Below are 12,224 nucleotides of genomic sequence, written 5' to 3'. Positions count from 1 at the left end.
AGTTCGCGCAGGATGGTTTGCGCCTAGCGTGACCCGCGCGTGGCGGCCTGCATGAAGGGCGTGCATGAAGGGCCTGCATGAAGGGCCTGCGGTATGGGGCGCCCCGATGGGCGCCCCGCTTCATTATCGGCCCTGCGCCTTCAGCTTCGCGTCCAGGCGCGGATAGACCCGCCGGGCGTTGCCTTCGAAGATCTGGAAACACGCTTCGGGCGACAGGCCCGAGGCCTCGACGTAATGCCTGGTGTCGTCGAAGTTGCGCCCCGTGTCCGGATCGATGCCGCGCACGGCGCCGATCATTTCACTGGCGAACAAGATGTTGTCGATGGGGATGACATGCGTCAGCAAATCGATGCCCGGCTGGTGATACACGCAGGTATCGAAAAACACGTTCTTCAGCAAATGCTCTTGCAGCCGCGGCTTGCGCAATGCCTGCGCCAGGCCTCTGAAGCGCCCCCAATGATAGGGCACGGCACCGCCGCCGTGAGGAATCACGAAGCGCAGCGTCGGAAAATCGCGGAACAGTTCCGAATCCAGGCACTGCATGAAGGCAGTCGTATCGCCGTTCAGATAATGCGCGCCGGTGGTGTGGAAGCAGGCATTGCAGCTCTGGCTAACGTGTATCATGGCCGGCACGTCGTACTCCACCAAGGCCTCGTACAAGGGATACCAATAGCGATCGCTCAAGGGCGGGCTGGCCCAATGGCCGCCCGAAGGATCCGGATTCAGATTCACCGCGACATTGCCGTATTCCTCGACGCAGCGCCGCAGCTCGGCGATGCAGCTAGAAGTCTCGACCCCCGGGCTCTGCGGCAACATGGCCGCGGGCGCAAAATGCTGCGGGAACAACGACGACACCCGAAAGCACATCTCGTTGCAGATAGCCGCCCAGGTGGACGACACCGCATAGTCGCCGATGTGATGCGCCATGAAAATGGCGCGCGGGCTGAAGATCGTCAGATCGTGCCCGCGCTCGCGCATAACGCGCAATTGATTGCTTTCGATCGCCTCGCGGATCTCGTCGTCGCTGATGCGCAATTCCGAGGCCCTGGGCATGGGCGCCGCGCCGCGCACCGCGTCTATCTGGCGCATGCGCCATTGTTCCAGCGCCGCAGGGGCGGTGGTGAAATGTCCGTGACAATCAATAATCATGCTCAAGATCCTTACGTCCTGTTTCTACAAAGCCGAGGCGCTGAAGCGTACGCGGGCGCATGCGCCCCCCGGGCGGCCCCCTTGCGGGAAGCCGCCCCCATGCGCAGCTCCGTGCGCAATGCGTGGTGTCAGTTTGCCGTGATGCCGGCGCTGTGTATGACGTCGCCCCAGCGACGCGTTTCCTCTTGCAGGAACTTCTTGAACTGTTCGGGGCTTTGCGGCTCGACAACCGCACCCAGCCTGGCCAGACGCTGCCGTACCGTAGCGTCGTCAAGCACCTTCAGAATGTCGCGGCTAAGCAGCGAAACCACCGGTGCGGGGGTTTTGGCCGGCACCAGGAATCCCCACCACACCGTTACCTCGAAGCCCTTCAGGCCCGCCTGTGTAAACGTGGGCACCTCGGGCAGCGAGGCAATGCGCGCCGGCGCGGCAACCGCCAATGCCCGCAGCTTGCCGGCCTTCACATGCGGGGCCGCCTCCAGAGGATTGATCATCATGAAATCCAGGCGGCCGCCGATCAGATCCGTAAGCGCCGGGGCGCCGCCCTTATAAGGAACGTGCTGCGCCTGGAAGCCCGCGTCGCGCTTGAGCAGCTCGCCCGCCAGGTGGCCCGAACCGCCCACCGCCGCCGAGCCGTAATTCATGGCCCCCTTCTTGCTCTTGGCCCCTTGTATGAACTGGCTCAAAGTCTTATACGGAGACGCGGCGGGCACCACCAGCACCAGCGGCGCATAGCCCACCTTCGCCACCGGGGCCAGATCCCGCAAGGGCGCGAACGGCAGCTTCTTGTTCAGCCACGGGTTGGTCGTCAAGCCGTTCGCCCCCAGCAGCAAGGTGTAGCCGTCGGCCGGCGCGCGCACCACCTCGTACGTGCCGATGTTCGCCTGATCGCCCGGCTTGTTGCTGACCAGCACCGGCTGCCCAAGCAGCTTCGACAGCGGATCCGCCACGACACGGGCCACGCTGTCCACCGCGCCGCCCGCCGTGAACGGCACCACAATCGTAAGCGGCCGCGATGGAAAAGTATCCGCCTGCGCCTGAGCGCCCACCATGAACATCGCGCATGCCGACGCGGCAAGCCGCGGGATCACGGCTCGCCAGATAGCGCCGCGCCGAATAGGTTCAAGTACCGTTCCATTAGTCATCGCTGTCTCCTTTCCTGTCGTATGTCCCGTGTCGATGAGGGCGGTACCTTGCGCAACCCCCATTCCCGACGGTTATACTGAGCCGCGAAGCCGCTGGTCAAATATATATTTCCGGAGGGTTTTCATATAAAAATCGAATACATAGGCCTGCGCCAGCTGCGCTACTTCGTGGCCGTCGCCGAAGAACGGAACTTCACGGCAGCCGCGCAACGCCTGAACATCAGCCAGCCACCGCTGAGCATGCAGATCAAGGCCCTGGAAGAAGCGCTGGGCGTGCACCTGTTCGATCGCACGCACCGCCGCGTCCGGCTCACCGAGGCCGGAGCAGTATTCCTGGAACAGGCACGCCTGACCCTGGGCCAGTTGGACAGCGCCGTACAGCTCACCAAACTGGCCGTCCAAGGAGGAACCGGGCTGCTGCGCGTCGCCTTCACCGGATCCGTCCCGCTGGTTCCCGGCTTCGCGACACTGGTTCGAACTTTCCGCGAAGGATTCCCGCACGCGCGCCTGCACATCGAGCACATGCCCACCGGGCCGCAGCTGCAGGCCCTGGAAGAACGCCACATCGACGTCGGGCTGCTGCGCCCCGCGCCGCAGTTCCAGCCTCCGCCCCACCTGCAACTCACCCCATTCTGGCGGGACGAATTGCGCGTCGTCGTCCCCACCGACCACTTCCTGGCGAAACGCAAAGGCAGAATCGCGATCGAAGATCTTGCCGCAGAGCCCCTGATCCTGTTTCCGCGCGACATCAGCTGCGGGCTCCATGACCAGACCATGCAATTGTTCAACAAGGCCGGACTGGTGCCGAGAATTGGCCAGGTGGCGCGCGAAGGCACCGCCATCGTAGGCCTGGTGGCAGCCGGAGTGGGCATCTCGCTGCTGCCCGACGCCTACGCACGGCTACGCACCGAGGGGGTGCTCTACAAGCGGCTGCAGGCCGATGCGACCAACTGCCCCCTGTTCCTCGCCCACCGCCGCGACCAGCCCGGCAGCCTGACCCAACGTTTCATAAAATTGGCGCAATCCCTGATCGCGGGCAAAGCCGCGCGGCGCTGAGATGGCGATGCATGTGGCCGCCTTGCCGAAGGGAAACGGCGCTCTGAAACGGCAGTGAGTTGTGCGGCTGCCCGAGAGCCCGTCGAGCTACGCCTGTAGCGGCGCGCAGCACAGTCCCGCCACCCAGGGGCTGCGTTTGCACGGCCCCTGAATTCTTGCTATAGTTTCGCTTCTTTAATTCCCCGATAGCTCAGTCGGTAGAGCGACGGACTGTTAATCCGCAGGTCACTGGTTCGAACCCAGTTCGGGGAGCCAAATAAATCAAACACTTAAGCCAATTCTTCGGAGTTGGCTTTTTGTTTCTTGGCGCTGTGTACCCTCTGTGTACCCCTGAAAGTTCAATTTCGGTTGGCTAGAAAACCACACCCGCGAACATTTTTCGGGCTCTACCCCATTAACAATGGGATGGACGCCCCTACCTGAAGCCGCACGGCATCGAGCTGCCCTAAAGTGAGGGTGTCAACACTCACTGCATCTCAGGGGGGCGTCCACCATGAAGATTACGACGGTCGGCATCGACACCTTGCAAAGAACGTATTCCAGGTTCACGGCGCGGATGCGCGGGGCAAGGTGGTTCTACGCAAGCAACTGCGACGTGATCAGATAACGGCGTTCTTTGCCAATCTGGAGCCGTGTCTCATTGGCATGGAAGCTTGCGGCAGCGCCCACCACTGGGCCCGTCAGTTGCAGGCTTTGGGACATACGGTCAAGCTGATCGCACCACAATTCGTCAAACCCTACGTCAAGAGCGATAAAAATGACGTCGCCGATGCCCAGGCGATCTGTGAAGCGGTCGGTCGGCCCACGATGCGGTTTGTACCTATCAAGAGCATTGATCAGCAGGCCGTGTTGTCGCTACACCGGGCACGTCAGGGATTCATCAAGGCGCGAACCGCCCAGGCCAACCAAATCCGGGGCCTACTGGCAGAGTATGATCTGGTTGTGCCTCAAGGCATTAGCTACATCCGGCAACGAGTGCCCGCGCTGATTGAGGATGCAGCCAGTGAGGTGCCAGGTATGTTTCGGGCGCTCGTGGAACGGCTGCTGGAGCACTTGAGGCTGCTGGATCGGCAGGTCGACAAGATTGAGATTCAGATCAAGGCCTGGCACCGAAGTGACCAGGCGAGCCAGCGGCTTGAGCAGATTCCGGGCATTGGGCCATTGACCGCCACAGCAATGGTGGCCACAGTGGGAGATGCTCGCAACTTCAAGAGCGGACGGGAGCTTGCCGCATGGCTTGGGCTGGTGCCCAGGCAACACTCCAGCGGCGGCAAGCCTACGTTACTTAGTATCAACAAGCGGGGCGACGTCTACCTGCGAACGTTGCTGATTCACGGGGCCCGATCACTTGCCTATAGCATTGGCAGAAAGGCGCCTCCCGAACACTGGCTCTGTAAGCTGATCCATCGACGGGGCACGAACATCGCCGTGGTAGCCCAAGCGAACAAGACGGCCAGGATAGTCTGAGCGGTGCTGTTTTATAACCGCCGCTTCCAGCCCGACCATGTGGTCGGTGCAGCGAACGTGTAGCCTGACCCGCTCACCCTATATACATCATCAACACGCAGCAGATTTCACCTCACCGATTGCTCAGGCGATCACGACATTGATGGCAAGACAGGTTAGATCGTGGTTGGTAAAGCCCGTTTCCCCCGATGCGACAACGATTCGCGTGTTAACGATGGGGGCGCCAGCCAGCAGATTCCATCAGGGACAGTGGAGAAATACCACACCGAAAGTCCGAATGTACGGCTGCAATCTCTTCCTTCGACCCATCATCGAAATGAAAGCTTGGCAAACCGGGGGCGTCCATGTACGGCGACCGGGATTCCGCCCTCACCTTCTTTGAGCACCGCAACAATCTGGCTTTCGGTAAATCTGCTTTTCTTCAAGGGAGTCTCCGACTCTAGGAGGCTCCGAAATTCTACTGGCTATCGTCTACTACTCTCTGGGGGAGCTTACGGCACCCACTAAGCGCGTCAGTTCTTCGAACTCATGCGCCAGATCGACAAAGCGACCGACGCTGCGATGAATCTACATGTCATCCTCGACAATAGTTCCACGCACAAGACCGCCAAAGTGAAAGCCTGGCTTGCCAAGCACCAGCGCGTCAAGCTGCACTGCACGTCGACGAGCGCCTTGTGGCTGAATGCTGTCGAGCGATGGTTCGCAAGCCTCGAGCGCAGAGCGCTGTATCGGGGCGTCTTCGGCAGCGTGCAGGGATCGCGCGAGTCGATTCGACAGTTTATTGATGCTCATAATGCATATGGGGCAAAGCCATTCCGTTGGACAAAGCATGCCGAGGTCATTTTGGCCAAGTTTGAGCGGGTCAAACAGAGCATCGCTCGTAAGAATCTAAACTAATCAAACACGACACTAGCTGCGGCTTTTTTATGCATGGATCATGGCGATGGAACGCGCGCCGATAAAGATTATCGGCAGAAACTTCATTTCAGGCTATCGATCAGCAGTCTCGGTGAGCTTAGACTCGTAAACGCGCCAACCGGCATGTATGCCTGAAAACTGGGTTATTCAGCACCAACTACGTATTTCTACGCGTGCGCGTAGCTGCCAACCCCACACGTTCGCTATCCCACACCTCACCCTGCATAAGCTGTTCCGAAAGCCCAGCCTTGGCGATTTTCCCAGTCGTGGTCTCGGGCAGACTGTCGACAAAGGCGATGTATCTGGGCACCATGAAATGCGGCAGATTCTCATCTGCGTGCTTGAAAACTTCCTCTTCAGTAGCGGTCGACCCCGGAGCGCGAACCACTGCCGCCAAAATCTCGTCTTCCGACAATTCGGATAGTGCAGCGACTACTGCTGCAAGCAGCACACCTGGATGAGACATCAACGCGCGCTCAACCTCGAAAGCAGATACGTTCTCTCCCCGGCGCCGCAGTGCGTCTTTTTTGCGGCCGGCAAAATAGACGAAACCGTCGGTATCCTGCCAAGCGAGATCACCCGTGCACCACCATCCATTACGCACCATGGCAAGTGTTGCTTCCGGCTTATTCAGATAACCTAACGTTATAATGCCTGGCTCTTTAGGGCGATAAACCATCTCACCGATCACACCCGGCGACACACGCCATCCATTCTCATCGTGAATTTCGACAATGCTGGTCGGCGTGGGATAACCCGCCGAGGCAAGCTTCCGATGATAGTGACGATTGCTGAGGATTCGCTTCGTTTCGGTATTGCCGTAGGTCTCCAACAAATGCACGCCGAACCTGCGCTCGAAGGCAATCATCACATCAGGTGGGCAAGGTACCGAGTTCCCGATCCGGACGCGATGAGCACGATCGGCATCAGACGGTGGTTGCGCGACCAGCATATGCAGCATCGTTCCTAGTAAGGCGACCTGTGTCGCGCCCAACTCCGCCGCATCCTTCCAAAACCTACGGGCCGAAAAACGGCGAGACAGCGCAACCTTTGCTCCCGATTGCAACGCAGCCAGCACCGTCGACCATGCCGCGTTCGCGTGAAAGAGCGGCAAACACGTAAACATCACGTCATCGGATTGAATGCCGTAAGCTTCTGCTGCTTCCCTACCCTGCGTGATCGCGTGTTTATCGCACACCATTACGCCTTTTGAAACCCCCGTCGTCCCCGAGGTAAGCATCACCGCACCGAGCTCGTAGGCCGAGCGCTGGTACTCTGGCATTTGAACGCCTATGCCCCCCTCCAAAAAAATCTCCCAAGAAAGCGCACGCCAGCTTTCACTATTGGGCAGCGCCTGCGAGGGATCGTGATCCATAATCACTAGAAGTTCGATCTTGTGATCGGTGCCGTCCATTGCGGACAGGAGATTCGGCAACAGATGTGACTCGACGACAACATAACGCGCGGCGATGTCCACTAATACCTGACGCAGAATTTCCCCTCGGTACTCTGGATTCAACGGGACATGTACCCCTGCTGCCAACGCCGTTCCGAACCACGCCGCAAAGAACTCGAGCCGATTCTCGACCATCATTGCAACGCGATCGGCGATCTGGCCACCAACCACGGACAATGCACGGGCAAATGTGCGCGAATGCTCCAGCGTTTGCGAGTATGTCCATTCCTGGCCCTCAAAAGCGACAAATGGAAGCGACCCAAGGGCCTCGGCACGCGCTGTCAGGAGCCCTGCGATCGTGCAGTTCTCATCGAAGGGAGTCTGGGGGAGGTGTTGCATGAATATTTCTCGGGTACAAATATTTAGATATGCGATTCAATCGTGAAAAAAAATGGGGAGCTGGAGCCCTTCCGGCATCTTCTGAAAACGCAATGCTACCGTTTTCCCAATCAATGGCGGCGCCTTGGCGTCATCAAATAGGGACAGAATGCGAGTTCCTTCATCTAGCTCCACCATGCATAAGATGTACGGAATCCAGGACTGCACGGCGGCGTGCACTGCGTGCTGAACCTTCGTGTAGCTATAGAGAACTCCTTTTCCAGAGGCAGGAACCCAGTCAATATTCATAGACTGGCACTTGCCACACACATCGGAAGGCGGATGCCATATATGTCCGCAGTGTTGGCAACGCTGCACTAGCAGTTTCCCGCTGGCGGCTCCCTGCCAAAACATTTGAACGGCACCACTCGCCTCTGGCAGGATGACGCTTTTGGCGGATACGCTCTCATCAGCGGGCAGCATTTTAGATTCACGCATCGGCGTCTCCCAATAGCACGGAACCATTACCCACCGTGTAAAAGCCGACCTGGGCACCAGCGACCTGGTTGACAGATTCGCCTCTCATTTGACGCACCACCTCAAGCAGATTGTTGATGCCGTGCAAATAGCCCTCCGATAGCAGGCCGCCGTGAGGATTGGTGGGCAGTTTCCCCTGGATCCCCAGTTGTCCCGTCCTTGCGAACTCAATGGCTTCTCCTCGACCGCAAAAGCCATAATCCTCGAGTGCCATCAACACCATGACACTGGTCGCATCATAAATAGCAGCGACATCTACGTCCTCTGGACTGACATCGGCCAATGAAAAAATTCGGCGGGCACGTTCCGAAACCAGGCGATCCATCCGTTCGTGGTAAAGCGTAGGGGTATCGCCGCCTCGCTCAAGATTGCGATCTACGGCGAGGACGGGGACAAGCTTACGTACCCTGCCCCTAGCCCAATCTGGATCCGCAACGAGAATCGCCGCGCCGCCATCCACTTCAAGACAAAAATCAGGCAGACGCAGCGGCTCGGCAATCATGCGGCTCGACTGATAATCCTCAAGCGACAATGGCCGATCGCGAAGCATCGCATGAGGATTGTTTGCCGCGTAGGCGCGCTGAGTCATCGCGACAGCAGCCAACCCACCCGACAAGGTCTCGTCATCAAAACCGAATTCGTAAGCGTAGCGTCGTGCCCACAGTCCCATAAGTTGGCTAGGCGACAACAACCCAAATGGGCCAGTCAAGGCACTGCCAAACGTACGGCTGCCATCCGCGATTGCGATATCGTCACTCTTAGATTTCAGCATACGCTCGCCTCGACCGTATCGCATGCCGGATCGACCGTTCATTGCCCGATAGCACACTACGCATCGTGCTTGGCCCGAGGCAATCGCAGCTTGGGCCAGCGCAATCACGCCAACAGTTGCCGTACCCCCATAGCCTACCTCGGCAAAAAAACGGGCATTGGACAATCCGAGCATATCAACCAAGGTACTTTCCTTGGTCGAATCCGCCGAATACTTCACAATGCCATCGATAGACTGCAGATCCAGCCCACTATCTTCAACTGCCGTGAGAATAGCCTCGACAGCCAACTGCTGCTCTGTCTTGCCGGATTCCTTCGATAGTTTCGTCATCCCGATACCTGCAATCGCCACACGTTGCGCGGCGAATCGGCTACGAAATTTGTTCGTTTCTTTCTCGCCCATGTCCGTGCTGGATATCATTCCGCCGGTTGCTGGCCCAGTGGGCCCCGCGGTCGATCGCCCAAGATCGTCATCCGATACATCTCACGCTCAGCCATGCCGTAATCATGGATCGCATAATGCATAGTGCACCGGTTGTCCCACAGGACGACATCGCCCAGTCTCCACTGATGACGATAAACATTGTCCGGCTCATGCGTCTGCGCATGCAGATGCCGAATGAGTGGCTGGCTTTCTTCCTCAGTCATCCCGACAAACTGTACGCAGGTTTCCGGATGCCCAATATTGAGCGATAGGCGGCCTGTTTCCGGATGCTTGCGAATGGCAGGCTGCGTGGCTGACATCAGCTCGTTGTTGTATTTCCGACTGGAACGATGCGAGACACATTCCGTCCAGAGGCCGGAAAGCAGTTTCTTCATACCATCTGACAGCCGTTCATACGTGACATACTGGTTGGACCACATAGTATCGCCGCCGATGGCAGGAATTTTTTGTGGCGCCAGAATGCCCGCGGCGGGCGGCATGTCATAGTACGTACCATCAAAGTGCCAATGTTCCGTGATGGTCTTTTCTTTCCCGTCGTTTGCAAAACGGAACATGCCGGTAGGCAGATCATCAAATGGCTTATAGCCCCCATACACCATCACGTCACCCATGCTTTTCGCAAAATTCACATGTTGCTCGGGACTCAGAAATTGATCGCGAAAAACGATAACACCATGCTCTAAAAAGGCCTTCCTTATTTGATCTATTTGAAATTTTTCAAAAACCCTCAAATCGATCCCCTTAATTTCAGCCGCTATATTGGGAGTGAGTTGAATAACCTCGATACTCATAAAACCACCTTCACATAATGCAAATTCGATTAATTAAGAACAATACCGAGCGACCGAATCACAGGAGACCAGCGGTCGGTTTCCTCTTTCAGAAACTCGGCGAACGCTTCCGGGCTAGCATCACTTTCTGGCTGTGCTCCAGAGGTTTCATAGTTTTTGACGAGAGAAGGATTTTTCACGGCTTCAACGATAACCCGATTCAATTTCTTAATAATTTCTGGCGGCGTCCCCGCAGGAGCGACTAGGCCACTCCATACATTCATTTCAGCCTCTGGATAACCCACCTCTTTAAACGTCGGTGTATCCGGTAATAACGGGTGTCGCCTAGCTGAAGAAATAGCGAGCGGGCGCAATTTTCCACTCTGGATGAACGGCATGGTAATATTCAAATTCCCCCACACCATATCGACACGACCAGCGACCACTTCTCTAACCGCTGAGATTGTTCCTTGATAGGGAACATTTAATAGATCAGCCCCGATCATCTTCTGAAACTGTGCGCCAGCGATATGCGATGTCGTTCCATTCCCACCGGTTCCGAATGACAGGGACTTATTTCCGGTTCGGGACTTCGCGAGAGCAACTAAATCAGCAAGATTCTTGATAGGTTGATTTGCGTTCACCACCAGCACGTTTGGGTAAGAAACGTATCTGGAAATTGGAGTAAAATCTTTAAATGGGTCATAATTGACCTTTTTATAAATAATAGGATTGATATACTGGGTACCGTTAGCAGCAGCAAATAGCGTGTATCCGTCGGGTTTGGCCCGTGCTGCATCTACTGTTGCAATGAGTCCTCCTGCGCCTGGCTTATTGATTACCACGACAGACTGCTTTAGAATCGCCGCCATATGAGTGGCCAACTCTCTTGTCGTCACATCACTGGATGTTCCCGCCGGGTACGGGCAGATAATTTCAATTGGACGTTCTGGATATGTGCCAGCAAAAACGGAGCTGGAGAGTGCCACAACACAGAATAAGCCAACTCTTAACGCCGCAATGCTAATAATTTTTTGAACCATTATAACTATCTCCATTAATCTAAATGAAACGATCCATTTTCACCAAATCGCATTGATATCCTCTTACGTATCAGTATGCGTTAAGCGAGCAGGCGGCGTCCATACGTATTTTCAGCACATTTATTTTTGATTTTCAGAAATATATTTTCCAGAAAAATCAATCCGACACATCTTTCGGAAGCCCACACGTATGCATCCTGTCGATCTCGTTCAATTAAGAACCTTCATCGCCACAGCGGAGGAACAGAATTTGACAAAGGCAGCTGAAAGGCTGCACTTGAGCCTTTCAGCTGCCAGTGCCCATATCAAAGCGGTAGAGCAGAATCTAGGGGTTCAATTATTCAACCGCATAAACCGAAGCTTGGAACTTAGCCCACATGGTGAGGTGCTGCTTAGCAGGGCCAAAGCTCTACTCAACGATGCATCGACCTTTTCATCTTATGCAAGATCGCTGAGTGATCGGGTCTGTGGTCGCGTGGCAGTATCGTCTATCGCTGACCCAGCGGACAGCCGTATTGGGGCTATTGCGGCAACTGTTTTGAAACAGCACCCTCTTGTTAAAATGACTGTGCATATCCGCCACGCCATGGGCACAACGGAAGGGCTGAAGACTGGTGAACTAGATCTTGGCATGACGCTCGGCGAAGCAATTGATCCAGCGTTGTCCTACATTCACCTCACTACTTTTCGATATCGTGTCGTCGGCCCGATTACATGGAGAGACCGGGTCGAGGACGCCGAATTGGCGTCGCTCGCCATGGCCCCATGGATCGCCTTTACCGATAAACATCTCGCATATCCGAAAATTCTTGAGCGCTTGTTTTCCGGCCATGAATTCGAAAATAATGTGGTCGCTAGAACAGACAATCATATGCTAGCACGTGCCATGGCAGAGTCTGGCATTGGCTTAACGTTGCTGCCTGAGCCGCGAGCATTCGATAGCGAGCGCGCAGGCTTGTTATGCATATCTAGAAAAGCCATTGCTGAATATGATTTCTTTGTAGCTTACCTTCGGAACCGTGAAAACGACCCGCTGATCGGAGCAGTGATCGGTGCGATCAAGAAAATCTGGCCTACTGCTAGGCCAACCCGCCGGCTTGATACTGAGTAACTGCTATAGCTCGAACGCACACAGCGCCATCTATGCTG

At 56.3% G+C, this 12,224-nt stretch carries 9 protein-coding genes, 1 tRNA gene and 2 pseudogenes; 5 read left to right on the top strand and 7 right to left on the bottom strand.

Annotated features, from left to right (window positions below; all coding sequences use genetic code 11):
• Positions 1 to 123: 123 nt before the first annotated feature.
• Positions 124 to 1,149 (bottom strand): amidohydrolase family protein, encoded by a 1,026-nt coding sequence (locus tag CEY11_RS16900; protein WP_088604575.1) that lies wholly within the window; start codon positions 1,147 to 1,149, stop codon positions 124 to 126.
• Between the two features lie 128 nt (positions 1,150 to 1,277).
• A complete protein-coding gene (locus CEY11_RS16895; RefSeq protein ID WP_088604574.1) occupies positions 1,278 to 2,294 on the bottom strand; it encodes a Bug family tripartite tricarboxylate transporter substrate binding protein in 1,017 nt (338 codons plus the stop codon).
• Positions 2,295 to 2,387: 93 nt separating this feature from the next.
• On the opposite strand from CEY11_RS16895, the gene CEY11_RS16890 reads away from it, so the two are divergent.
• The 4 genes and pseudogenes from CEY11_RS16890 to CEY11_RS16875 form a co-directional block, all read left to right on the top strand.
• Positions 2,388 to 3,350 carry a LysR family transcriptional regulator gene (locus CEY11_RS16890; protein ID WP_332888374.1) on the top strand — a complete coding sequence of 321 codons (963 nt, stop codon included), beginning with the start codon at positions 2,388 to 2,390 and terminating at the stop codon, positions 3,348 to 3,350.
• 179 nt (positions 3,351 to 3,529) lie between these two features.
• Positions 3,530 to 3,605: transfer RNA gene (locus CEY11_RS16885), tRNA-Asn, on the top strand.
• Between the two features lie 238 nt (positions 3,606 to 3,843).
• Positions 3,844 to 4,817: pseudogene (locus CEY11_RS16880) on the top strand (IS110 family RNA-guided transposase).
• A 522-nt stretch (positions 4,818 to 5,339) separates the two neighbouring features.
• Positions 5,340 to 5,714, top strand: a pseudogene (locus tag CEY11_RS16875) (transposase); the annotation flags it as partial.
• Positions 5,715 to 5,892: 178 nt separating this feature from the next.
• On the opposite strand, the gene CEY11_RS16870 reads toward CEY11_RS16875, so the two are convergent.
• The 5 genes from CEY11_RS16870 to CEY11_RS16850 are packed head-to-tail and all read right to left on the bottom strand — an operon-like array spanning position 5,893 to position 11,075.
• A complete protein-coding gene (locus CEY11_RS16870) occupies positions 5,893 to 7,530 on the bottom strand; it encodes an AMP-binding protein (protein WP_088604571.1) in 1,638 nt (545 codons plus the stop codon).
• A 36-nt stretch (positions 7,531 to 7,566) separates the two neighbouring features.
• Complete coding sequence (locus CEY11_RS16865) at positions 7,567 to 8,007, bottom strand: Zn-ribbon domain-containing OB-fold protein (RefSeq protein ID WP_158215347.1); 441 nt, start codon at positions 8,005 to 8,007, stop codon at positions 7,567 to 7,569.
• Positions 8,000 to 9,238, bottom strand: coding sequence for a thiolase C-terminal domain-containing protein (locus CEY11_RS16860; protein WP_088604569.1), 1,239 nt, complete (start codon positions 9,236 to 9,238; stop codon positions 8,000 to 8,002). The genes CEY11_RS16865 and CEY11_RS16860 overlap by 8 nt, the downstream gene beginning before the upstream one ends.
• On the bottom strand, positions 9,235 to 10,053 hold the full coding sequence (locus CEY11_RS16855) for a TauD/TfdA dioxygenase family protein (RefSeq protein WP_088604568.1): 819 nt from the start codon (positions 10,051 to 10,053) through the stop codon (positions 9,235 to 9,237). Before CEY11_RS16855 ends, CEY11_RS16860 begins: the two co-directional genes overlap by 4 nt.
• A 29-nt stretch (positions 10,054 to 10,082) precedes the next feature.
• The gene (locus CEY11_RS16850) at positions 10,083 to 11,075 is read right to left on the bottom strand and encodes a Bug family tripartite tricarboxylate transporter substrate binding protein (RefSeq protein ID WP_158215346.1); all 993 of its coding nucleotides are present in this window, start codon (positions 11,073 to 11,075) and stop codon (positions 10,083 to 10,085) included.
• Positions 11,076 to 11,265: 190 nt separating this feature from the next.
• Here CEY11_RS16850 and CEY11_RS16845 point away from each other — a divergent pair, with 190 nt between their 5' ends.
• On the top strand, positions 11,266 to 12,186 hold the full coding sequence (locus CEY11_RS16845; protein ID WP_088604566.1) for a LysR family transcriptional regulator: 921 nt from the start codon (positions 11,266 to 11,268) through the stop codon (positions 12,184 to 12,186).
• Positions 12,187 to 12,224 lie beyond the last annotated feature (38 nt).

The sequence above is a fragment of the Candidimonas nitroreducens genome, assembly GCF_002209565.1.
Lineage (GTDB): Bacteria > Pseudomonadota > Gammaproteobacteria > Burkholderiales > Burkholderiaceae_B > Candidimonas > Candidimonas nitroreducens.
This window is presented reverse-complemented; position numbering and strand designations above follow the sequence as displayed.

Bases quoted from the DNA above. Each gene is read 5' to 3' on its own strand.
- CEY11_RS16900 (WP_088604575.1), bottom strand. From the start codon at position 1,149: ATGATTATTGATTGTCACGGACATTTCACCACCGCCCCTGCGGCGCTG.
- CEY11_RS16895 (WP_088604574.1), bottom strand. From the start codon at position 2,294: ATGACTAATGGAACGGTACTTGAACCTATTCGGCGCGGCGCTATCTGG.
- CEY11_RS16870 (WP_088604571.1), bottom strand. From the start codon at position 7,530: ATGCAACACCTCCCCCAGACTCCCTTCGATGAGAACTGCACGATCGCA.
- CEY11_RS16865 (WP_158215347.1), bottom strand. From the start codon at position 8,007: ATGCGTGAATCTAAAATGCTGCCCGCTGATGAGAGCGTATCCGCCAAA.
- CEY11_RS16860 (WP_088604569.1), bottom strand. From the start codon at position 9,238: ATGATATCCAGCACGGACATGGGCGAGAAAGAAACGAACAAATTTCGT.
- CEY11_RS16855 (WP_088604568.1), bottom strand. From the start codon at position 10,053: ATGAGTATCGAGGTTATTCAACTCACTCCCAATATAGCGGCTGAAATT.
- CEY11_RS16850 (WP_158215346.1), bottom strand. From the start codon at position 11,075: ATGGTTCAAAAAATTATTAGCATTGCGGCGTTAAGAGTTGGCTTATTC.
- CEY11_RS16845 (WP_088604566.1), top strand. From the start codon at position 11,266: ATGCATCCTGTCGATCTCGTTCAATTAAGAACCTTCATCGCCACAGCG.